20 protein-coding genes and 1 pseudogene are annotated in these 22352 nt (G+C 34.8%); 13 read left to right on the top strand and 8 right to left on the bottom strand.

The genetic code is table 11. The features are described 5' to 3' along the window. Nucleotides 1–2: 2 nt before the first annotated feature. Nucleotides 3–1163, bottom strand: coding sequence for a poly-gamma-glutamate synthase PgsB (pgsB, locus tag G8Y85_RS08955; protein ID WP_060551893.1), 1161 nt, complete (start codon nucleotides 1161–1163; stop codon nucleotides 3–5). A 710-nt stretch (nucleotides 1164–1873) separates the two neighbouring features. Further along, nucleotides 1874–2833: a sphingomyelin phosphodiesterase gene (sph, locus tag G8Y85_RS08950; RefSeq protein ID WP_145050990.1), complete on the bottom strand. Its 960-nt coding sequence runs from the start codon at nucleotides 2831–2833 to the stop codon at nucleotides 1874–1876. A 437-nt stretch (nucleotides 2834–3270) separates the two neighbouring features. Between sph and cls the strand changes: the two genes are divergently transcribed. Next, the gene (cls, locus tag G8Y85_RS08945; RefSeq protein WP_060551891.1) at nucleotides 3271–4761 is read left to right on the top strand and encodes a cardiolipin synthase; all 1491 of its coding nucleotides are present in this window, start codon (nucleotides 3271–3273) and stop codon (nucleotides 4759–4761) included. Nucleotides 4762–4945: 184 nt separating this feature from the next. Next, nucleotides 4946–5386 carry an antibiotic biosynthesis monooxygenase family protein gene (locus tag G8Y85_RS08940; RefSeq protein ID WP_165805731.1) on the top strand — a complete coding sequence of 147 codons (441 nt, stop codon included), beginning with the start codon at nucleotides 4946–4948 and terminating at the stop codon, nucleotides 5384–5386. A gap of 220 nt (nucleotides 5387–5606) precedes the next feature. On the opposite strand, the gene G8Y85_RS08935 is transcribed toward G8Y85_RS08940, so the two are convergent. Continuing rightward, entirely contained in the window at nucleotides 5607–7091 is a 1485-nt protein-coding gene (locus G8Y85_RS08935; protein ID WP_165805730.1) for a sensor histidine kinase, read from the bottom strand. Further along, nucleotides 7084–7761 (bottom strand): response regulator transcription factor, encoded by a 678-nt coding sequence (locus G8Y85_RS08930; protein WP_037565806.1) that lies wholly within the window; start codon nucleotides 7759–7761, stop codon nucleotides 7084–7086. The genes G8Y85_RS08935 and G8Y85_RS08930 overlap by 8 nt, the downstream gene beginning before the upstream one ends. Nucleotides 7762–7974: 213 nt before the next feature. On the opposite strand from G8Y85_RS08930, the gene G8Y85_RS08925 reads away from it, so the two are divergent. Together G8Y85_RS08925 and G8Y85_RS08920 are read left to right on the top strand one after the other, a co-directional pair. Then, the gene (locus G8Y85_RS08925; RefSeq protein WP_060551888.1) at nucleotides 7975–8985 is read left to right on the top strand and encodes a HoxN/HupN/NixA family nickel/cobalt transporter; all 1011 of its coding nucleotides are present in this window, start codon (nucleotides 7975–7977) and stop codon (nucleotides 8983–8985) included. Nucleotides 8986–9119: 134 nt separating this feature from the next. Then, nucleotides 9120–9221: a type I toxin-antitoxin system Fst family toxin gene (locus G8Y85_RS08920; protein WP_107365594.1), complete on the top strand. Its 102-nt coding sequence runs from the start codon at nucleotides 9120–9122 to the stop codon at nucleotides 9219–9221. 168 nt (nucleotides 9222–9389) lie between these two features. On the opposite strand, the gene G8Y85_RS08915 is transcribed toward G8Y85_RS08920, so the two are convergent. Further along, on the bottom strand, nucleotides 9390–9662 hold the full coding sequence (locus G8Y85_RS08915) for a DUF2316 family protein (protein WP_103346255.1): 273 nt from the start codon (nucleotides 9660–9662) through the stop codon (nucleotides 9390–9392). Nucleotides 9663–9923: 261 nt separating this feature from the next. On the opposite strand from G8Y85_RS08915, the gene G8Y85_RS08910 reads away from it, so the two are divergent. After that, complete coding sequence (locus G8Y85_RS08910) at nucleotides 9924–10334, top strand: hypothetical protein (RefSeq protein ID WP_085622846.1); 411 nt, start codon at nucleotides 9924–9926, stop codon at nucleotides 10332–10334. 117 nt (nucleotides 10335–10451) lie between these two features. Further along, nucleotides 10452–11066 (top strand): DedA family protein, encoded by a 615-nt coding sequence (locus tag G8Y85_RS08905; protein ID WP_060551885.1) that lies wholly within the window; start codon nucleotides 10452–10454, stop codon nucleotides 11064–11066. Between the two features lie 72 nt (nucleotides 11067–11138). Here G8Y85_RS08905 and G8Y85_RS08900 read toward each other — a convergent pair whose 3' ends face one another. Continuing rightward, the gene (locus tag G8Y85_RS08900; RefSeq protein WP_060551884.1) at nucleotides 11139–11789 is read right to left on the bottom strand and encodes a zinc ribbon domain-containing protein; all 651 of its coding nucleotides are present in this window, start codon (nucleotides 11787–11789) and stop codon (nucleotides 11139–11141) included. A 218-nt stretch (nucleotides 11790–12007) separates the two neighbouring features. Between G8Y85_RS08900 and G8Y85_RS08895 the strand changes: the two genes are divergently transcribed. The 3 genes and pseudogenes from G8Y85_RS08895 to G8Y85_RS08885 all read left to right on the top strand — a co-directional run bounded on the left by G8Y85_RS08895 (nucleotide 12008) and on the right by G8Y85_RS08885 (nucleotide 15698). Further along, nucleotides 12008–13447, top strand: coding sequence for an alkaline phosphatase (locus G8Y85_RS08895; RefSeq protein WP_060551883.1), 1440 nt, complete (start codon nucleotides 12008–12010; stop codon nucleotides 13445–13447). 274 nt (nucleotides 13448–13721) lie between these two features. Beyond that, nucleotides 13722–15160: pseudogene (locus G8Y85_RS08890) on the top strand (alkaline phosphatase). Nucleotides 15161–15254: 94 nt separating this feature from the next. Beyond that, a complete protein-coding gene (locus G8Y85_RS08885) occupies nucleotides 15255–15698 on the top strand; it encodes a GNAT family N-acetyltransferase (RefSeq protein WP_085622839.1) in 444 nt (147 codons plus the stop codon). Nucleotides 15699–15743: 45 nt separating this feature from the next. Here G8Y85_RS08885 and budA read toward each other — a convergent pair whose 3' ends face one another. After that, on the bottom strand, nucleotides 15744–16451 hold the full coding sequence (gene budA / locus G8Y85_RS08880; RefSeq protein ID WP_165805729.1) for an acetolactate decarboxylase: 708 nt from the start codon (nucleotides 16449–16451) through the stop codon (nucleotides 15744–15746). A 256-nt stretch (nucleotides 16452–16707) separates the two neighbouring features. Here budA and G8Y85_RS08875 point away from each other — a divergent pair, with 256 nt between their 5' ends. The 3 genes from G8Y85_RS08875 (at nucleotide 16708) to G8Y85_RS08865 (ending at nucleotide 19749) form a co-directional block, all read left to right on the top strand. Beyond that, nucleotides 16708–17184: a GNAT family N-acetyltransferase gene (locus tag G8Y85_RS08875; RefSeq protein ID WP_165805728.1), complete on the top strand. Its 477-nt coding sequence runs from the start codon at nucleotides 16708–16710 to the stop codon at nucleotides 17182–17184. A gap of 44 nt (nucleotides 17185–17228) precedes the next feature. Then, nucleotides 17229–17474, top strand: coding sequence for a hypothetical protein (locus tag G8Y85_RS08870; protein WP_156407414.1), 246 nt, complete (start codon nucleotides 17229–17231; stop codon nucleotides 17472–17474). Nucleotides 17475–18132: 658 nt separating this feature from the next. Continuing rightward, nucleotides 18133–19749: a BCCT family transporter gene (locus G8Y85_RS08865; protein ID WP_225906172.1), complete on the top strand. Its 1617-nt coding sequence runs from the start codon at nucleotides 18133–18135 to the stop codon at nucleotides 19747–19749. Nucleotides 19750–19996: 247 nt separating this feature from the next. Here G8Y85_RS08865 and cudC read toward each other — a convergent pair whose 3' ends face one another. Then, nucleotides 19997–20557, bottom strand: coding sequence for a choline uptake/conversion transcriptional regulator CudC (gene cudC, locus G8Y85_RS08860; protein ID WP_165805727.1), 561 nt, complete (start codon nucleotides 20555–20557; stop codon nucleotides 19997–19999). A 283-nt stretch (nucleotides 20558–20840) separates the two neighbouring features. Here cudC and betB point away from each other — a divergent pair, with 283 nt between their 5' ends. Beyond that, nucleotides 20841–22340 (top strand): betaine-aldehyde dehydrogenase, encoded by a 1500-nt coding sequence (gene betB, locus G8Y85_RS08855; protein ID WP_060551877.1) that lies wholly within the window; start codon nucleotides 20841–20843, stop codon nucleotides 22338–22340. Nucleotides 22341–22352 lie beyond the last annotated feature (12 nt).

Below are 22352 nucleotides of genomic sequence, written 5' to 3'. Positions count from 1 at the left end.
AATTAATCCAACCCTTCCATTAAATTGATGACTTGTTTACCACTACCGTGAATATTTCCGACAGTGAAGATTAACGCTTCATGACATTCTTCAAAAATTGCTTGTTCGATTTCACTAAATGGACGACCTTCAAAGTTTAAATATTTTTTATCTGGACGTTCATTTTTCATAGCTTCAGTAACAGCTTGTGTACTCTTACCAACACAAATTAACGTGTCATATTCCACATTAGTAATGAAGTTTTCAGCGAACAATTTCGTTCTATCTAATCTGTCTGCACGACAGTTAAGAATGATAACAATCTTTTTGAATGGATATTTATAATCTATAACTTTTTGTAAAATTGCTTTTGTTGATTTCGGTTCATTTGCGGCAAACGCGTTGACGAAGACATTTTGTGTATTGTTTTTATTAAAGTATTTAACGCGAACGGCACCACTATCAGGCGGCGCATTTAACATACCATCAATCATTCTGTCTTCTTTAATACCTACTGCTTTGGCAACACCTATGGCAATTGCGACGTTGTCAGGGAAGACGATGTAGTCAAAGCGACGTAATAACGCTTCATCGATGTCATCTTTATCAACAACAATTGTTTCTGTATTACGTTGATCTGCAACTTTCTTAAAAAAGTCTGTGTATTCATCTTTCATTACAACAAGTTTTCCATTATAAGGAATTGTTGCTGTAAAAGATTCCGCCACATCGTCTAATGTTGGACCTAACGTTTCCATATGGTCTTCCATTACGTTTACGATGACCCCTATATTGGCTTTTAATAGTTGTTTCTGGAAAATAATTTGATAGTCAGGGTTAACAGCCATACATTCATTGACGATGGCTTCAGCGCCTTCCTTATTCACTATTTTCAAAATATCCCTTTGTTCCCCAATATTTGGACCTTGAGGTTTACGTACAACCGGAAACTCTTCATCTGTATACCAGTACAGCATACGTGCATCTGTTCCTGTTGTTTTACCAATAACCTTCATTTGGTCTTCTCTTAAAATTCCGTAAATCAATCGAGTAATCGTTGACTTACCACGTATCCCGTTGATGTTAATACGAACAGGGATACTATTGATGCGTTTGTTATGGACATAGATTTCTCTCATGGCCAAAACTAAAATCAAAGCAGTAAAGAAAATTACCAAAAACAATTTTTTCACCTCGTTTAATTTTGTCACTCCGCTATGCTATCACAAATATGAAAACAAAATATGATATTTACATTTATTTAAGTTTGTTTATATTTATCACACAAATAGTTTTAATTTCGATTATTACGCTAAATATATTTTTTATAAAAAAGCACCCGTCATAGCGGCGCTTTAACTCGTTACAGTCCCATAGTCATGCATAGTTAGAAAGACGAAGGATTTTTGATGTAGACAAATTGAAATTCATATGTATATTTGTAAAAATACACACATCATGAAAATGGATTCTATTCGAGCTATAATGGCTATGCCAATCATTTATTTAAAGTGATAAGTATTAGTTATCATGTTGCGCAATCTTGATTATTTTTTGTATACTTTGTAACTAAAATAGCGCGAAGTTACAGTGACGTGCGCAAGTAGATGATGGTTGTAAAATACTGATATGACAGTATTTTTAAGGTGTTATCATTATTTAATTGCCCAAACGCCGATATGATTTTATGAAATTTATTATTTAATTTGAATTTAAATAAAAAGATGAAATAAGTAGTGATTAAGGAGGTTGTGGGGGAGTGTTATATTTTTGTTAGGAAGGGCTAAAATAGCGTTAAGCGCCGTCATGACGGAGTTTAAAATGTACAAGTATAAAAATATACTGATTGTTACGAGAACGGCGTCATTGTAACAATCAGTAAAAATTTGTAATACTATTGAGATTGAGACGCAACGACAGGGTAATGGTCAGAATAATCTTGATAATGATATGTCTTACCCCATGATGTCACTGACCATTCAGGAGACTTAATATTGAGTACTTGATTCGTCCAATTTTGAGGTTGCGCGTGATCTTTCTCAACGAGTAGATAATCTAAATATTGAGGTTTTAAATCTGGATAATTGTACTTCGCTATGCTGTTTGTTTCAGTATTCCATGTAGACGTGTGTCCTGAAAACTGAGGCTCAGAAACATTCATTTCTGCCAACATGTCGTTATATTCATTAGAACCTTTTTTCACATTCATATCGCCACCGATAACAATCATTTCATCTTTTGGGATATGTTTTTGTTGAATGAATTGATGTATTTCTGCCATTTGACTCGCACGAACAGTTGCATCTTTCGTATAGGTGCTTTCACTATTATCCGCTTGAAGATGCGTACCTATGATATGGTAAGGATGCCCATTTTTATTCACTTTAATGTATACAAAGCCTTTCTTAGCCATTGCATCTGAACCGCGACCCTGAGCGAAAATATGTTGTTCTTGATGCATGATTGGATAACGACTTAAAATTGCCACACCACCATTTGTAATTTTAGCGTTATGAATGTAGCCATGTGCGTCATCCCATTCAGAACTTGATTCGCCTAAAATAGGTGATTGGTAAGGGTATGTATGTTGTAAGTTTGCCTTTAATTTCGCTGAGGCTTTCTCATCAAACAATTCATTTAAAATTACTACATCGTTGTGTTGCATATAAGGTGCTTGCGCAATAAGGTCAGCGCGGTTCATCTGTCCCCAATTAGGATATAAGGCACGGGGCATGAAATAGACATTGTGCGTTGTAATTTTAAGATTGTGCTGTTCTGTTTCAGCTTGAGCAATAGAAAATGGAATTGAAATAAGCAAACAAACTACCATTAAGCAACGAAAAAACAACTTCATCGTTTAACACTCCTTAATATATAATGTACGACTCAAAACACCATATCAAAGGAGTTTGAAGCTATTGTTAAATTAACCGAAAATATAAAAAACTTTAAAATTAGCTTAAGAAAATTATTGAAATTAAAAATCTATGGTATGATGTAACTAGTCAAACATGGATCATTACCATCCATAAAAGCCCTACATCTGTGCTGGTGTAGGGCTTTTTCTTTGTATAAAGTTGTATAGTTAATATGAAGAGATGGGGATTGTTGTATGCATAAAATCACCAAAAATGTCTTGTAAGAAGAAAATTTATTTATAGAAGCGAGTAAATCTATAAATGGGATTATTAAAGATGGTTATTTTGATTCATTCTATATCCATATTAAAAGACGCCTCATTACTTTTTCGGTATAATAAAAACATTATAAAGAAAAGGTGAGGTGAATGAGATGCAATTGATATTTGATCCTAGCATCAATATATTCTATCGCTTGTTTTTAGGGTCGTTCTTTGTAATCAACCTAGTGTTAGCATTTTTCATTATATTTATGGAAAGAGATCGACGTGAAGCTACATCTACATGGGCATGGTTATTATTATTATTTGTTGTACCTGTGTTAGGCTTTTTACTCTATTTATTCTTTGGACGTGCAGTTAAGTTGAAAAGTAGTAAAAAAGAAACATCAGGAGAAGTTGAAGATGCACGTGCACGTGTACACCAACAAAAGGAACAATTTGAAAATGAAACGTTTCAAACGCGTAACCCTGTAGTTGAAAAGCAAGCGGATCTCGTTCAAATGATGCTTACACGTGATGCATCGTTTTTAAGTGAAAATAATCATGTTCATATCTATACAGATGGTCATGCATTATTTGAGAGAATGAAAAAAGATTTACGTGAAGCAAAGCATTACATTCACATGGAATTTTATATTATTAATTTAGATGGCTTAGGTACTGAAATTCTTGAAATTTTAAAAGAAAAAGCGCGTGAAGGTCTTGAAGTCAAATTGTTATATGATGCAGTGGGATCCAAACAATTGCGTAAAGGTAAAATGAAAGGACTTTATGAAGCGGGCGTATCTATAGAAGCTTTCTTTCACGCAAAAATTATCCCCTTTATCAATTTTCGAGTGAACAATCGAAATCACCGAAAAAATCTCATTATTGATGGTGATATTGGGTATGTAGGTGGTTTTAATATTGGTGACGAATATTTAGGATTAGACGATAAGTTAGGCTACTGGAGAGACACGCATTTGCGCATTCAAGGTGATGGTGTTGATGCTTTACAGCTTAGCTTTATACATGACTGGAATTCACAAGTTGATGAAGATAGACAATTGGATTATGATCAACGATATTTTCCTAAAAATGCACGTAAAGATGGTCATGTTGCCATGCAATTAGGGTTAAGTGGTCCGAATAATGACTGGCATCAATTGGAGTTTGCCTATTTGAAAATGATTATGAACGCGAAAAAATCGATATACATTCATACGCCATATTTTGTACCTGAAATCGGCTTTGTCAATGCGTTAAGAATTGCGGCTAAGTCAGGTGTGGATGTACATCTTATCGTACCAAATAAACCAGACCAACCATTTGTACATTGGGCAACGTTGACGACGGTGGCACAACTGATGTACGAGGGTGTGAATGTTTATACGTATGAAAAAGGATTTATCCATTCGAAAATGATGGTTATTGATGGAGAAGTGGCATCCGTAGGTTCTGCGAATATGGATCAGCGTAGTTTTCAATTGAATTTTGAGGTGAATGCATTGATTTATAATAAAGCGATTGCACAAAAACTCATCCATGCCTTTGAACGTGATGTTGAAGATTCGAAAAAACTGACACCAGAGCGTTATGAATCACGTTCTAATTGGGTGAAATTCAAACAATCTATCGCTAAACTCGTATCACCTATTTTATAAATTAAAAGCAAAAAGCGCTGAAATGAATCAGTGCTTTTTCTTTTTCGAACATGAGCAATGAGATAGGAATACTTGTGTATAATAGTGAAAATATAGATGTTTTTTATATTATTAATAAAAATTTTTAAATGTCGCTTTCATGACACTTTAGCGTGGGAATACATATGAATAAAGGGGGCAGCTTATGGATATACTTGATGAAAATAAAAATTACCGTATTCGCTTTGAAGATGCTATTTATATTGATAAAAATAATGAAACTAAAGCTTACGAAACTTTGCATAACGTAGGAGAATCAATAGATAAATGTTTTGTCGTTTTAAACTATATTAAAATTTTAGCTGGTAAAGCTGAACAGTTTGAGTCGGAATGTTTGAGTAAAGATTCAGGCATGGAAGGTTTAGAAGGGTTCAATTCCTATTACTTTCTAAAACCCATTGATGAGGCAGACCATTATGTGATTATTACATTATGGAAAGATGCCCATTTCTTTAATACATGGATTGAATCAGATAAATTTAAAACTGCATTTAATGAAATTGTAGAATGTGATATCGTCAATCGTCGCTTAACATATCGCATTTCATTTTACGATCATTTATTTAAGCGAAATCATCATATCTAAAAGGTTTATGACAATCTAAATTGATTCGAAATCTTGTATAATTATGAATGATAACACCATAAAATTTAATTAAGTGTAATGTAACGAGAGAATTGACGACACATGGAACATACTATAAAACTGTAAATCGCATACACATTCGCTAGGTTTTTGTTCGACAATGATACGTGTATAAAAACCACCACAATTTGATGTGGTGGTTTTTAACTATTTGTATCTATTATTTATTATCATTGCTTTGTGTGATTGTTGGTAAATAAATTTTAAAATGTGCACCTTTATTTGATGGCACGAGTGTTAATTCACCCTGATGGAAGTCGACAGCATCGCGAATAATTGATAAGCCGAGGCCGTGTTCTCCTTTTTCTTTTTTAGATGTATACGATTTTTTTATGAGATCATCAAGTTTATAACTTGGTAATCCTTTGCCATTGTCTTGATAGTCAATAAACAAATCTCTTGCATCTATATCAAATGAAATCGTGATATCTGGGTTGATAGCATTATGATCTAAACTATTATTGATTAAGTTAAATAACATGCGTTCAAAATAGAGCTTATTGCCATAAAATGTAGTTTCTGGTGGAAAGTTAAAATCTATTTTGATTTTTTCAAATCCAATAGTAGATTTTACGCGTTCAACAGTACTTTGTATTTCAAAGGCTTCACGATGATATTCCATTTGTTCAGTTTCATATTTGAATTGTGCGCTTAAGTTATCAATGACTTCTCGAATATAGTCTGCTTTTTCAGATATCAATTTGAGATGTTGTTGATCTGCATCAGTTGCGCCACGCACGAGTTTAGAAAATCCATAAATCGATGTGAGTGGAGATTTTAAATCATGCGAAATTTGAGATATCCATTTCGTTTTATAATATTGAATTTGATCATGATAAAAGCGGTCTTTTACAAGTTGTTTATTCAATGTGAATATTGCATCGTCAAGTTCTTGATAAATCCTGCGTGTACGTTCACGATTATGAACACGTGCATCAGGTTGATGCAGGCGACCGACACTTAAATTTTTAATCCAACGGGAATAGAAAAAGAGTGGCCGCGAAATACGACGTGAGATCATCCATGAAAAGATTAAGATGGATACAATATTGGCAATAATAATCACTAACCAACTTAAATAAATCGTATTTGTATGTTCTTGAACGATAGTTGTATCAAAACGGTCAATCCCACTGTTTTCATAAAACGTTAAATTCCCATTTGAAATATTAAATTCATAAGGATTTAAGCCGTTCGTACGCATACTTTCAAGCAACATGTGAACATCGATGTTTTTGACATTTTTAATATCTGGATTTTCGCCTTTAGGATAAATATAGATAAAATAATAATGTTCAGCGCCGTATTTATAGCGGATTGAATGCGATTGATAGGCATTTTTTATTAAACGGGATTTGATGTTCCCTTTCACATTATGTGGGTAAACAATAGTGCCGTTCAATTTAGTCACATAGACGTCTGCTTTACTTTGTTTGGCGAGCTCTAAAACAGGCATTGGTACTTCTACTTCTTTAGGTGAGTAGGGGGGGTAAAGCTCCAAGTCAAACTCTGTTAAATTGTTGATATGTGACGATTTGCTTGCCAAATACGTGAAAAGTATAAATCCTACGAGTGTCAATAATGTCGTGACAAAAAAGTACAACGACATGTATTTCGCAAATTTAATAATAAAGCGCTTATTCATTCAATTGACCTCGGTAAATGTATCCTTTACCACGGGCAGTCTGAATCAGTTCAGGTGTGTTTGGTGTTAATTCTACTTTTTTACGCAACGTACGAATATGTACCATTAACGTATTGTCGTCGACACCTGTTTCATAACCCCAAACTTGAGCATATAATTGTTCTTTACTTAAGATACGGTTTGGGTTACTAATAAAGTATTCTAATAAGTCGTATTCACGCGCTGTTAAATTCGCTGGCTCGTCTTGAATCCACACTTCAGCTGTACGGAAGTTCACTTTAAGATGTTTGAACTGATACATATAATCGCGTTTTGGTTTCAAATGTATTTTTACGCGATAAGCAAGTTCCATCGGGTCGAATGGTTTTTTAATATAATCGACAGCACCTTCTTCAAAACCTCGGTATACGTCATAGCTTGTATCTTTAGCTGTTACGATTAACACTTTTGTTTGTGTTTGATCGACTTCGTTTAATAATTCATAACCACTTTCAGAGTTTAAGTTTAAATCTAACAAAATCACATCGTAAGTATGCGACTGAAGATACTTCAGGGCTTCATTAAACGTACTCGCACAATCAGCCTCACCAATGTGTTGAGAGGTGAGTGACAAATGGATCAATGCTTGTATATCTAGGTCGTCTTCAATAATTAAAATTTTGTTGCTCATGTTTGCACCTCTTTTTTTCTCTTTATCACTCATTTAAGCATATTTCTTACTAATAAGGTAGCTTTAAATCTATTAATAATCTAATCTTTTGAACAAAATGTCAAGGAAGTGTTGGTTTTTATGTTTATTTAAAAATATTTTTTTTGCTTTCGCTTTAACTTACAAAGAAGAAAGTGTATCCTTTTATTATTATAATATAGTAATGGTGATTTTATGAAAATTAATCGAAATATTAAAAATGCAGGCCCATATTTGGGAATTGTTTTGCTTTTACACATACTCGGCTTTGGCGGTTTGTTTTTTAGTGGTTGGCAACACCCTATTTTAATCGGAATGGGGTTTATAGCTTACACTTTAGGATTACGTCATGCATTTGATGCAGATCATATTGCTGCCATTGACAATACAGTACGTAAATTATTGGAACAAAAGGAAAGTCCGACAGGCGTAGGCTTTTATTTTTCTTTAGGACATTCCTCAGTCGTATTTTTAATGGCTGTGTTGCTAGGGGTTGCAGTGAATTGGGCAAAAGATCACATCGCTACGTTCCAAGATACAGGTGGGTTAATAGGTACGCTAGTGTCGGGTTTCTTCCTTATTATTATTGGGGTTATTAATTTAATTATTTTAATTCAGTTGATTCAATTATTTAAAAAGGTGCGCGCGGAACATATCACATCTGTTCAATTAAATGCGCTTTTAAATTCCAGAGGGTTTATGATTCACCTTGTAAAACCTTTCTTTAAATTTATATCTAAAAGTTGGCATGTTTATCCATTAGGATTTTTATTTGGATTAGGATTTGATACAGCGAGTGAGGTATCTTTCTTAGCGTTGTCGGCAGGTGCTGCGCAACGAACTTTGCCGTTAATCGGTATCATTGCGTTACCGATATTGTTTGCGGCTGGTATGAGCTTATTAGATACTTTAGATGGTATTGTGATGACTGAGGCTTACCATTGGGCTTTTGAAACACCAGTGCGTAAAATATACTACAACATAACCATCACTTCAATTTCTGTCATTGCCGCGTTGATAATTGGTGTATTAGAAATTTTACAGCTGATTGGCGAAAAACAACATTGGACGACAGGCATAGGAGGATGGATTACTCAACTTGATGTAGGATGGTTGGGTTATGGTTTGGTCATTGTTTTCATTTTGGCATGGCTTGTATCAGTAACAATATGGAAAGTTTTCAAAATAGAAAATACACCCAATTAATTGATAGTAAATATGCTATAAATGTTTATTATTAATATATTTTAAAGCGGATGCGTAGTGTGACGACAGATGATATACTTTTAACGTCGCCTATCTCTCAGGCGTCAATCTGACGTAGAGAGGAGGTGCGTTCTATGTTAGATATCCTTGTTCACATCACGACCACGATCATCAGTGGTTGTATTGTTACGCTTTTTGCGCATTGGCTACGCACGCGTGGCAATAAGCATAAATAGGCGACATGGGCCAACACCAAAAAATCCCCTCACTATGGCAGTAGTGAGGGGATTGGTGCTTCTACATTAGTATCCTTGTTAATGAAATTATAACATGAGTTGTAAGGGTAATGCAAAATGACTTGATTAAGTTAATTACAATGCGCCATTACAATGTTTTCTCTCATGTCATTGCTTAGTGATTTGATCTATATACGTATAGGATTGTGGCGTACCACCCTTTTGAGTAATCATTGAATTCAACAAGTTAATCACTGATATTAAACGGTCGTAAAATAATTTTTCATCCATATGGCTCATGTTCATATTCAAAATGTCGCGTGCTTCTTTGGGGCTAGTTCCTAATTGAGTTGCGAGCGCTTCTAAACTTAATGATGTGTCTTCATAATGCGCATATAACTCTTGTCGTGTGGTTTGACGCTGTGTTTCAGTCAATAACATAATGAAACCTTCTTTCATGGTGGATTGAATATGTGTGTGTATATCTATCATATGAGCATTACATCATTGCGTCAATTAGGGAAAACACGCATTTTAGACATCCTGGGTGTCTTAGGGAAGTGTCCGGTTAGACTGTCTCTATACATTTTTGTGTATTTCAAACGATTAAATTAAGTATATCTATAATACGAATTTTTGTATTTTTCTCACAATTAAGGGTATATTTATATTTAATAGGGTGCGTCGAAAGGTGGTGAACCGATGCAACGAACACAATTAGAACCATTCAAAAATCGCAAAGTGATTGTGACAGGTGTTATCACTGCTGTTGACCATAAAAATAAGTTAGATATGTCTGCGCCTTGGAAACGGAATGTGAGAATTTTATTAAAACATGTTTCTGTATCAGGGATAGACGTTGATCACATATGGTTATATGAACGCGAAAGGTATTTCGATCGTTGTCGCGCATTGATTGGGGAAGAGGTAAAGTTTAAAGCGAAAGTCGTGCCATACGTAAAAGCGCGTAATGGTATTTATATAGAAAATTACGGCTTAGAACGTCGTACCAGTATCGTATCACGAGCAGTGTATGAGCATCGGAATGAAGAATTTGAGGAAAAATACTATGATTATGAGATGGATAATCCATTTAAAGAAGTGATGGAATAATATATGGGTATATCAAACGTTAGAAATGACAATCAACATGTCAAAGATTCATTTATGGTAAAATGGGTAAGTAAAATTTATAATGAACGATATTCTCATAGTAAATAGGTGAAAAACATGGAGCAATGGATTACTGATGTAATGAGCCATTATGGCTACTTTGGCATTTTTCTATTAATATTTGTTGAATATATCTTGCACCCTTTTCCGTCAGAGATTGTGCTTACGTTTGCCGGCTACATGACTACCCGTACGGAAATGAATTTTTGGATTGTATGTTTCATTGCGATTGTGGCTGCTACAGCGGGTTCAGTGGTGTTATATTACATTGGTTTATTAATTGGTGAGGACCGTTTGTATCGTTGGATTGATAAATATGGTAAATATGTTCGAATTAAACGTAAAGATTTAGATAAAACGTCTGCGTGGTTTGAAAAATACGGCCACTGGGCGATTTTATTCGCACGTTTAGTTCCGATATTAAGAACGCTTATTTCTATTCCTGCCGGCTTAACGCGTATGAATATGTTGCACTTTATCCTATTCACAGCTATAGGTACGGCAATTTGGAATATATTCTTAATCACGTTAGGGATGACTTTAGGTGATCATATTCATCAAATTATTCAATATGTGGGTATATATTCTAAAATATTTGTCGTGATTTTAGCTTTAGCTGTCTTATACCTTATCTATCGCTGGTGGCACCGTGGTAAAAAAAGTAAAATCTAATTAAAAAGTTTGTTTCATGTGGAACAACAAAAAATGACCTGAAACGTTAATGTGTAACGTGTCAGGTCTGTTTTATATTTGTGGGATATTTTCTATAGCTATAATATGACCATCTTTTACATAAACTTTAATGGTATAGCCATTTTGGTTGTTTTTATCATAATACCAGTAGTGGCCATGGTCTGCATCAGGACGGTTATGAACCGCGATGAATGCATGGTTAGAAACATTGTTAGGTGTCACCAAAACATGATTAACATGGTCGTTACTGTATGAAACGCCAATGTCACCATATTGGTGGACCTTTAAATCGCCAACCTTAAATGTTTTTTCAGCTTTGCCAAATTGCTGTTCGATTTGATTTCGTGTTTGATTAAGTTTAAATCCTTGATACCCTTCAATGCGATTCACATTCATGTACTGTGCACTAAATTCAGGTGATAAAACATTTACATGTTGTAATTTCGTATGAGGCAACGCCTTGTCACTTTTTTTAGGTGTAAAATCAAAGTTTATGTCTGTATTCATAAATCGCATTGCTAAAAAACCAATACTCACTATAACGGCAATAATTAAAAAAGTTATGAAGAAGGCTAAAATTTTGAATAACCATGATGAAGGTTTTTTAGGTGGTGTAGGGGGTTCGAAACGTGAACGACCGCAATGTGGACAAATACGCGTGTACTGTTCAATGGGTGCCCCACAATGTTGACATTGTTGCATGAAATCACACCTTTCTCTCTTTAAGGTTATTATAATGAAATCAATTTATAAATACTAGGAAAGTTTATGATATGACAGGCTTCTGTTCTTTATATTATTAGTAAAAAGTAATGATTATGATTCTCTTTACTCAAATTTATAGTGAAATCAAATTCTGGTTCAAAAACAGTATATATAATACGTTTGTAAACAATAATATTAAGAGGGGTTAGTTACATATGAAAATAGTTGGTAAATTAACGAAAGTTTCACTCGCAAGTTCATTGATTGCCTCATCCATCCTCGGTGTCTCACAAGCAACGTATGCGAAGGCACAAAGTAAACAAAATCAAGCGCAAGACAAAGTCGCTATGTATGGAAATACAAAAAATCCTAAAAATGTGATTTTTATGGTGGGAGATGGAATGGGACCATCGTATAATTCAGCGTATCGTTATTTCAAAGATAATCCTAATACAAAAGAAATGGAAAAAACGGCATTTGATCACTATTTAGTGGGAACACAACGTACAAACCCAGACGACCCTAAAGAAAATATTACAGATTCTGCTGCTGGTGCCACTGCATTTAGTTCGGGTCATAAAACATACAACGGTGCAATTGGCGTGACGCCAGATAAAAAACCTGTTGAAACAGTTCTTGAACGTGCTAAATCTCAAGGAAAATCAACAGGACTAGTTTCAACGGCAGAAATTACAGATGCGACACCAGCGGCGTACGCTGCACACATCGATAGTCGTGATAAAAAAGATGAAATCGCAAAACAATTTTATAATGACCGCATTAACGGTAAGCATAAAGTGGATGTATTACTTGGTGGTGGCGCCAAATATTTTGGGAAAGAAAACGGTGATATTGATAAAAAGTTTAAAAAAGATGGATATGATCTTGTTAAAAACAAACAACAATTAGCTCACTCTAAAAAAGATCAAGTGCTCGGTCTTTTTGCAGATAAGAATATGCCGCTACAAATTGATGCACCAAAACAAAATCCGTTATTATCTGATATGCAAGATGCTGCATTGAGTAAGCTCTCTAAAAATAAAAAAGGATTTTTCCTTATGGTAGAAGGCGCATCGATTGATAAACAAGGTCATGCGAATGACATTACAGGTGTTATGTCAGAAATGTCAGGCTTTGAATCAGCTTTTGAAAATGCGATGAAATATGCGCAAAAACATCCAGATACATTAGTTGTTGCGACTGCAGATCACTCCACGGGTGGATTGACAATCGGTAAAGGAAAAGATTACAAATGGGATCCAAAAGCAATCCAAAGTATGAAACATTCAGGCAAATGGATGGCAGAAGAAATCGCAAGCGGTAAAGATGTGACGAAAACAATTCAAGCTGGATATGGGTTTGACGTGTCTAAATCGCAAATTAATGTGATTCAAAAAGAAGCCGATGCGATCAAAGGTTTAGATGAGAAAAAAGATAAAGGCAAATATGAGGCGCAACTTCAAAAACTGCAAGATGCCATTCAAAAACCTATTAATGACCAATCTCACACAGGTTGGACAACATATGGACATACTGGAGAAGATGTGAACACTTATGCCTATGGTCCGGGTTCTAATCAGTGGCAAGGTAATATAGATAACACTGAAAATGCTACACAAATTTTTGATTTCTTTGGCAACAATGTTAAGAACTAATTGTTTTTGAATAAAAGTAAATACATCTCATTATCTGTATAGTTGAGACGTTTAGATTATGCATATCATGTATGATTTAAACGTCTTTTTTTATTTGATGTGCGCCTAACATCCGATGTTTTTGCGTAATAATAAATAAAATAAATATAAAACAATTATTAAGATAAAATGGTTTGGCATTTACTTTATTTTAATGAAAACCTAACTGTAGCTTTAAAATCGCACTCTACAATGACTATGAATTAAATTTTGATGTAGAGGAGTTAAATACGTAGTGAAATATAGAAAACAGTTATCAAAAGTGACATTAGCGAGTACCCTTGTGGCATCATCTCTATTAGCGACAACACCAATGGTGAGTGCAAATGAAAATAATACAGCCCATAAACAACAATCAAAAGAAGAAAAAGCATCTGTCTATGGTAATACTAAAAATCCTAAAAATATCATCTTTATGGTTGGTGATGGTCTAGGGCCAAGTTATAATTCAGCGTATCGTCATTTTGCAGACAATCCTAATACGAAAGAAGTGGAAAGAACAACATTCGATGATTATTTAGTAGGTGCTCATCAAACACACCCTGATGATCCAAAAGAAAATATAACTGATTCTGCTGCGGGTGGTACAGCATTTAGTACAGGTGTGAAAACATATAATGGTGCTATCGGTGTAGATACCAATAAAAAAGACTTAGAAACAGTTCTCGAACGTGCTAAAACGAAAGGGAAATCTACAGGTTTAGTGTCAACTGCTGAAATTACCGATGCCACACCAGCGGCATTTGCAGCGAATGTAGATAATCGAGATAAAAAGAATGAAATCGCTCAGCAATTTTATGATCAACGCATCAATGGTCACCATAAAGTTGACGTATTGTTAGGTGGCGGATCTAAATATTTCGGTAAAGAAAACGGCAATTTAGATCAAAAATTTAAAAAAGATGGATATGATGTTGTCACAGATAAACAACAATTAGCGACTTCTAAAAAAGACAAGGTTCTTGGTTTATTTGCAGAAAAAAATATGCCATTACAAATTGATGCGCCTGAAAAAAACCATTACTTGTCGATATGCAAAAAGCAGCATTAGATAAACTTTCAAAAAATGACAAGGGCTTTTTCCTTATGGTAGAAGGTGCGTCTATCGATAAACAAGGACATGCAAATGATGTGACAGGTGTCATGTCTGAAATGAAAAGTTATGAGAAAGCATTTGAACATGCCATTCAATATGCCAATGAACATCCAGATACGTTAGTCATTTCAACAGCGGACCATTCAACAGGTGGTTTATCGATGGGGAAAGATGGCGAGTACAATTGGAAACCGGAACCCATTCGTCAAATGAAACATTCAGGACGTTGGATGGTAGAACAAATTGAAGCAGGTAAAAGTGTAGAAGAAGCCATTAATGCAGGATATGGTTTTGAAGTGAGTAAAGAAGACATGAAGAAAATGAAAAAAGAAGCTAAAAAGTTAAGTAAAATCAATAAAGACAAAGATAAAGAAAAATATGAACAACAGCTTCAAAAGCTTCATGAGACCATCCAAAAACCAATCGACGACAAATCTTTAACAGGTTGGACGTCAACGGGCCATACAGGTGAAGATGTTGATATTTATGCGCACGGACCAGGCGCTGAACATTTCCGAGGAAATATCGATAATACTGATAACGCCAAGAAAATGTTCGAAATGATTGGAGATAAATAAAGCAGATTAAACAATGCCCCGCTTATATGAGGGGCATTGTTTTTATAAACTTTGATAAAATAAATATATAAAACAAACTTAAGAAGGGGATAATATGGTTTTTGTTCGATTAATTGAAAGAAGGGATTTTAAAGATTTAAATGTCATTCAAAAGTTGTATAAAGATTTAGGTTATGAAATGTCAATTACGGATATAAATGAGCAACTAACAAAAATTTATCAACATCAAGATTATTATATGTTGCTATTAATAAAGGATGAAAAAATAATTGGATTTAGTGGCATGTGTAAAATGATGTTTTATGAAAAAAGTGGTTATTACATGCGCATATTGGCATTTGTAGTAGACCATAATTATAGACAATTAGGTTACGGGACGTATTTGATTAATAAATCTGAAAGTCTGGCTAAGAGTTTAGATTGTAATGTAATTGCATTGAATAGTGGCATTAAATTAGAGAGAAATAATGCATACCACTTCTATCACCGAAATAACTATATTAAAAAATCTTATGGTTATTCTAAAAAGTTAAAATAATAGATTTACCTCCATACAATATTATTGATATGGAGGTCTTAAAGTTTACTCCGCTTCTTTAATATCTTCTAATATATTTTCAAAGTCTATATCTTTCTCTAAAAAAGAAGATGTTGTAGGAAGGATTTGGTGAAATTGTGTACAATTTTGGATTTCAACGCGTACATTTATCGTTTCAAAGTCTAGAACATGAACTAAAAATGTCTGATCTTGTGATAAAAAATGCGCGTGAAAACCGCCTGAACCTACACCATGGTAATAGTCTGGTGTATAAAATGCGATAATCGTACCTTCTACTTGATTGCATTGATATTCAGGTTGTTGACGTGCGGATTCAACTAACTTTCTATACGGTGGATCTTGCTTTGGCATGACACGCCCATGCATGTGTTTAAAACGACCACTGATTTTAATAACTGAAAATAAATTTTCACTCCACATCATTTGACGAATTTTCTCATACAGCGTTTTTTCATTATCATACTGACACTCAAATGAAGTGTCCGCATAAAATTGAACCACATTAGCGTAGGGAAGGCACACATCATCCGCTAAAATGCGTACTTTTTCATCTGTAGCACTAATGTGATACGCGATACCATCTTGTATCATCACTTCTCCATCGCCGCCTTCTAACGTCCCAATCCCATAATTGCCATAGCGTAACATCTCACCGATAGAAGTTGTTCCCTCAAGTGCACCTGTCATAATTACGCCTAATGTACCATGTTGATAAATCGTATGTGAAAGCATACAAAGACACCCCTTCAAAGTTTCATATATTTTATTATACCTCTATTTAAATTCCTATTTTTAAACAACTTGTGTCATTTCAACATTTTATGAGATCATTTATAATAAAATTAATGTTTTGAAAAAGGGGCTGTATGTCAATGAAAAAACAAATTCCAGTTGTGGGTACAATCTAAATAAGTCCTTATTACGTTTTTATTTCAGTGAATAAAACTATGATATATTTAATATAATCCAAATAAATGAGGTGAAGCGGATGGTTAAGATTAGACGTAAAGCACTCAAAGATATTCCAGAAATTGCGAAAATCCATTATGTATCATATATACATACGTATAAAGGAATTTTGCCAGAAGCACATCTAGAGGATCAAACAGAAGAAGGCTATTTAAAAAAGCATAAACGATTTAATACGGACTGTTTTGTAGCAGAGCAAGATCAACGCATTGTAGGGTTTATTATGTATGGGCCTACAAGAGATGATGATTTGAAGGGTGCATTTGAAATTTTTATTATTTACTTGTTGCCGGAATACCAACATCAAGGTATTGGCACACAGCTCATCCAAAAAGCGGAACAAGTCATGGCAACTCACACTAATCAAAGCTTATTATGGGTCGTTGATACTAACTTTGACACCATTCGTTTTTACGAAAAACACGGATATCAATTTGACGGTACAGAAGAGGAAGATGAGGGATATCGAGAACAACGTATGGTTAAAACGTTATAACACATATGGGTTTTGGTGACATGCTTATTAAAACGAGGTGACACATGAAAAGGATATTTTTGCCTTATGAGTGGTTGGCATTTATTCTTGGAACGATTGTTTTAATGATTTTATGTTTAAACATGCTCCAAATCATTCAATTTAATTTATCGATAAAATTTATCTTGCAAGCGCTCATTATTTTGACTATAGGGGTTATTTCTATACGTACGAGAAAGTGGCTCGGCATTTTCTCGTTAATTGTTGGCGTTTTGCTGTTAATCATATCTTTTATCAGTTATTTGCAATAAGTACATTTACTTCACGAATGATGTAGATGTGCTTTTTTATTTCAACATTTACATTCAATGAGTGGGATGATTGATCAATAAGGACGTGTCCATCATCGTTGCCGTTAAACATAACAATGTAATCTAAAATAATTGAGAAATAGCCAAGATTAAAAATAAAATTTTTGTCGTGAATATCACGCAATAAGTAACAATCGATTATACAAGAATCGTTTTGTGTAAAGTGTATTTTTGTTAAAAGTATGCTTCTGATTTTCACTTAAAATGTCATTTTTAAAATGCAGTAACATAGTAAGTCTATAAAACACAAAAATGAAAACCTTAAAAATTCTAAAATCAACTTAGAAAACACATTATTTACAAATAAATAAATATTCATGTATAGTGCATAAAAATCCAAATTTTAATTTGTTAAGTAAATTCTTAACGTTCTTTATGTAGTTAATTAAGGCGTTTTGACAATATTTTTCTAATGAGGATGTTATATATATTCATTAAGTTGTCACAAAGTAATTGTATGTAATTTGCATTAAAATGAATTATTAGATACCCTAAGGCATGTATTAAAACGAAACACATCTGTAGATTTTCAGCAAGAAAAGCAATGTAATTGATTCAATACATAAAGGGGGAGCTTCTATTGCTTCGAAATCGGAAAATGATAGATTGGGTCGTTTTTATAGGGACAGCATTAGCACTTTTACTTACTGTCATTCCTATGATGGTCTTTCCTGACCAAAGTCGATCTGTCGTCATGGCAATGAATGATTTTGTAACGTCTAAACTTGGGGCACTATATCTAGTCCTCGGCTTAACTATATTTGGGTTTGTTTTATATATCGCTTTTGGTAAATACGGCTCAGTTACACTTGGCCGTGCAAGTGATAAACCAGAATTTAGTGATTTTGCATGGGCTTCTATGCTCTTTTGTGCTGGTATTGGCTCGGATATTTTATATTGGGGCGTGATTGAGTGGGCCTATTATTTCCAAGGACCACCATTTGGCGCAAAGCCAATGAGTGAAGAGGCTCTTGGGTATGCGACAATGTACGGTATGTTCCATTGGGGACCTATCGCATGGTCGATTTACGTGTTGCCAGCTTTACCTATTGGATATCTTGTATTTGTTAAAAAGCAACCTATATTTAAAATTAGCCAAGCATGTCGACCTATTTTGAAAGGTCAAACGGACAAATTTTTAGGTAAACTTGTTGATATTTTATTTATTTTTGGATTAATGGGTGGTACAGCCACGTCATTCGCTTTAGGTGTACCAATGATTACAGCAGGTTTAGAAAAACTTTTTGGTCTTGATGGGCACAGTATGGTTGTTAAAAGTATCGTTTTATTATGTATTACAGCGGTATTTGCCTATAGTTCATATCAAGGTTTGAAAAAAGGAATACAGTTATTAAGTGACTTAAACGTCTGGTTATCCTTTGTGTTACTTGCGTTTGTTTTCATTGTTGGACCTACCATTTTTATTATGGAAACAACAGTGACGGGTTTTGGGAATATGATGAAAAATTTCTTCCAAATGGCAACATGGCTTGAACCGTTTGGCGGTATTGGTGGTAGAAAAGAGACGAATTTCCCACAAACATGGACAATATTCTATTGGGCATGGTGGATTGTCTATGCACCATTTATTGGTTTATTTATCGCTCGTATTTCTAAAGGGCGTACCTTGAAAGAAGTGATTTTAGGAACAATTGCATACGGTACATTTGGATGTATTTTGTTCTTTGGTATTTTCGGAAATTATGCTGCATATCTTCAAATTTCAGGAAAATTTGATGTAGTTAAATATTTAAATGCGCATGGTACAGAAGCAACAATTATTGAAGTCATTAGCCAATTACCATTTTCAACAGTTGTTGTCGTCTTGTTTATTATGTCTGCGTTCTTATTTTTAGTGACAACATTTGACTCAGCATCCTACATTGTCGCAGCAGCGACACAAATGAAAGTTGATGGGGAGCCTTTCAAATGGAATCGTTTATTCTGGGCATTTGCGCTCTGTTTACTACCGTTCTCACTAATGTTAGTAGGTGGGGAAAAAGCACTTGAAATTCTACAAACAGCCTCAATTGTCGCCGGTGTGCCGTTAATTGCGATTTTCGTCATTATCATGGTTTCGTTTATTATGATTCTTTCTAATGATCGTATCGCATTACAAACACGCGCAGAACGGTTTAAAAAGATTGAGCGCCGTTCATTACGTATTGTCCAAGTCTCTGAAAAGAAAGATGATGAAGACGATGATAATTTATAAATAAGTGGAAGGGCGGAACCCTTCATCAAATGAGACAAACCTAACTTAGATAAAAATAGGTTTGTCTTTTTGTATGGTGTTGAATTAATGTCGCGTATTTTCATACACAAAAAATGTGGAGATGCGTTATTCCATATTTTTTACCAACGACAATGACGTTATTCGTATCTCAATAATTAGCACAAAAAACTGCCTACAAAGCGCTATGCTTCGTAGACAGTTTAAAATGTAAAGTTCTTCAGATTATTTATTTTTCCGTTTCTTGAGGGTCTGGAATTGGATAATGTTCGAAAATTTCACCTGTTTTAATTGCATTACTGATATTTTCTAACCAGTGGTAATAGATACGAGAATGGGCCATGTGTGTTTTAATCTCTTCTGCTTCTTCTCGTGTAGCTTCATCAACATCATCCGCTGCTAAGATGTGGTCAATAATGGCTTCTGCTTCTTTAACTGCTGCAAAGTTTACTGTATACTCACGTTGCCATTTTTTTGTGAAGAAATTACTGAAAAAGTCGAAAAAGTCTTTTTCTGCTTCAAAATGTTGTTTGCGACTTCCTCGCGTAAATCGTTGTTTCACGACATCTAACTCTTGTAGTTTTTTGACACCTGCACTCATACTTGGCTTACTCATTTGGAGTTCTTGTCGCATTTCATCCAAAGTCATGCTGTCTTTAAAAAGCATGATGCCATATAAATTACCAACACTACGGTTAATGCCATATAAATCCATCGTTTCTGCAATAGAATTAATTACTATGTCTTTCGCTGTTTCAAGTTGTATTTCATAAGGTTTTGTTTTTTTCATGACAGCACACCTCCAATTTGCACGTTATATTTTATCACGATTTAAGTGCATTATACCCATAAAATTAAAGAAATTAGAAATATTTATTACTTTTTTAACAAACTGAGATTATAAGAGCGTCCCATGAAAACAATAGCCGGTGCATAATTTAAATTCATTTAAGCTTAAAACCTATGGGGTAAGTAAAAAGTATGAACATTGACAAGGCATGTTGGTAATGTTAAAGTTTACTTTGTGAAATTCGTTAAATAAAAACTTAACAAACTTAACGGAGGGTCGTTTGATGGAATTTGTGAAACAGTTATCACGTCGTCAATATATTGATGGCGAGTGGGTTGAAAGCAGTAACAAAGCAACACGTGAAATCATCAATCCTTATAATCAAGAAGTCATTTTAGAAGTGGCTGAAGGTACAACTGAAGATGTTGAACGTGCTATTTTAGCAGCACGCCGTTCATTCGATGAAGGGGTTTATGCGGATGAAACAGGAGATGTGAAAGGTCAAAAAGTGCGTGCAATTGCAGACAAAATTAAAGAACATCGTGAGGAACTTGCACAACTTGAAACGTTAGATACAGGTAAAACGCTAGAAGAATCTCGTGCTGATATGGATGACATTCATAACGTCTTTATGTATTTTGCTGGTTTAGCGGATAAAGTGGGTGGCGAGATCATTAACTCTCCAATTCCTAATACGGACAGTAAAATCGTTAAAGAACCTGTGGGCGTTGTGACGCAAATCACACCTTGGAACTATCCATTACTACAAGCGTCATGGAAGATTGCACCCGCACTTGCGACAGGATGTTCCATTGTCATGAAGCCAAGTGAAATCACGCCATTAACGACAATTCGTGTATTTGAATTAATGGAAGAAGTCGGCTTCCCTAAAGGTGTCGTAAACCTAGTACTTGGTGCAGGTTCAGAAATTGGAGACATCATGTCAACGCATAAAGATATCGATCTTGTTTCATTTACCGGTGGGATTCAAACAGGTAAACGCATCATGAAACAAGCAGCAGATCACGTTACGAACATAGCGCTTGAACTCGGGGGAAAAAATCCAAATGTCATTTTTGACGATGCTGATTTTGATTTAGCGGTAGACCAAGCCTTAAATGGTGGGTTATTCCATGCTGGTCAAGTTTGTTCAGCAGGTTCACGTATTATCGTGCATAACGACATTAAAGCAGATTTTGAAAAAGCACTCATCGAACGTATTAAAAACATTAAAATGGGTAACGGTTTTGATGAATCAACAGAACTTGGACCATTAATTTCAGCGGCACACCGCGACAAAGTTGAAAGCTATATGGCGATTGCTAAAGAAGAAGGTGCGACGATTGCGATTGGTGGAAAACGTCCAGAGCGTGACGACTTGAAGAACGGTTTCTTCTTTGAACCAACAGTGATTACAGATTGTGATACATCTATGCGTATCGTTCAAGAAGAAGTATTTGGACCGGTTGTCACAATTGAAGGTTTTGACACTGAAGAAGAAGCCATTCATCTCGCAAATGATTCTATCTATGGTTTAGCAGGGGGCGTCTTCACAAAAGATATCGGTAAAGCCAACCGCGTTGCGAAGAAAATGCGTATGGGTACGGTTTGGATCAATGACTTCCATCCATACTTTGCGCAAGCACCATGGGGTGGCTATAAGCAATCAGGTATTGGCCGTGAACTTGGTCACGAAGGTTTAGATGAATATTTAGAAACAAAACACATTTTAATGAATACAAACCCAGAACCAATCGGATGGTTTGGTAAAAACAACGCATAAATTGAAGGAGGC

This window comes from Staphylococcus sp. 11007852 (assembly GCF_011394325.1).
Taxonomy (GTDB): Bacteria; Bacillota; Bacilli; order Staphylococcales; family Staphylococcaceae; genus Staphylococcus; species Staphylococcus agnetis.
The sequence above is the reverse complement of the archived record's forward strand: the minus strand, read 5'-3'. Positions and strand labels throughout refer to the sequence as shown.

Excerpts from the sequence above, each read along its gene's own strand:
- sph (WP_145050990.1), bottom strand. The coding sequence starts at position 2,833 with ATGAAGTTGTTTTTTCGTTGCTTAATGGTAGTTTGTTTGCTTATTTCA.
- cls (WP_060551891.1), top strand. The coding sequence starts at position 3,271 with ATGCAATTGATATTTGATCCTAGCATCAATATATTCTATCGCTTGTTT.
- G8Y85_RS08940 (WP_165805731.1), top strand. The coding sequence starts at position 4,946 with ATGGATATACTTGATGAAAATAAAAATTACCGTATTCGCTTTGAAGAT.
- G8Y85_RS08935 (WP_165805730.1), bottom strand. The coding sequence starts at position 7,091 with ATGAATAAGCGCTTTATTATTAAATTTGCGAAATACATGTCGTTGTAC.
- G8Y85_RS08930 (WP_037565806.1), bottom strand. The coding sequence starts at position 7,761 with ATGAGCAACAAAATTTTAATTATTGAAGACGACCTAGATATACAAGCA.
- G8Y85_RS08925 (WP_060551888.1), top strand. The coding sequence starts at position 7,975 with ATGAAAATTAATCGAAATATTAAAAATGCAGGCCCATATTTGGGAATT.
- G8Y85_RS08920 (WP_107365594.1), top strand. The coding sequence starts at position 9,120 with ATGTTAGATATCCTTGTTCACATCACGACCACGATCATCAGTGGTTGT.
- G8Y85_RS08915 (WP_103346255.1), bottom strand. The coding sequence starts at position 9,662 with ATGTTATTGACTGAAACACAGCGTCAAACCACACGACAAGAGTTATAT.
- G8Y85_RS08910 (WP_085622846.1), top strand. The coding sequence starts at position 9,924 with ATGCAACGAACACAATTAGAACCATTCAAAAATCGCAAAGTGATTGTG.
- G8Y85_RS08905 (WP_060551885.1), top strand. The coding sequence starts at position 10,452 with ATGGAGCAATGGATTACTGATGTAATGAGCCATTATGGCTACTTTGGC.
- G8Y85_RS08900 (WP_060551884.1), bottom strand. The coding sequence starts at position 11,789 with ATGCAACAATGTCAACATTGTGGGGCACCCATTGAACAGTACACGCGT.
- G8Y85_RS08895 (WP_060551883.1), top strand. The coding sequence starts at position 12,008 with ATGAAAATAGTTGGTAAATTAACGAAAGTTTCACTCGCAAGTTCATTG.
- G8Y85_RS08885 (WP_085622839.1), top strand. The coding sequence starts at position 15,255 with ATGGTTTTTGTTCGATTAATTGAAAGAAGGGATTTTAAAGATTTAAAT.
- budA (WP_165805729.1), bottom strand. The coding sequence starts at position 16,451 with ATGCTTTCACATACGATTTATCAACATGGTACATTAGGCGTAATTATG.
- G8Y85_RS08875 (WP_165805728.1), top strand. The coding sequence starts at position 16,708 with ATGGTTAAGATTAGACGTAAAGCACTCAAAGATATTCCAGAAATTGCG.
- G8Y85_RS08870 (WP_156407414.1), top strand. The coding sequence starts at position 17,229 with ATGAAAAGGATATTTTTGCCTTATGAGTGGTTGGCATTTATTCTTGGA.
- G8Y85_RS08865 (WP_225906172.1), top strand. The coding sequence starts at position 18,133 with ATGATAGATTGGGTCGTTTTTATAGGGACAGCATTAGCACTTTTACTT.
- cudC (WP_165805727.1), bottom strand. The coding sequence starts at position 20,557 with ATGAAAAAAACAAAACCTTATGAAATACAACTTGAAACAGCGAAAGAC.
- betB (WP_060551877.1), top strand. The coding sequence starts at position 20,841 with ATGGAATTTGTGAAACAGTTATCACGTCGTCAATATATTGATGGCGAG.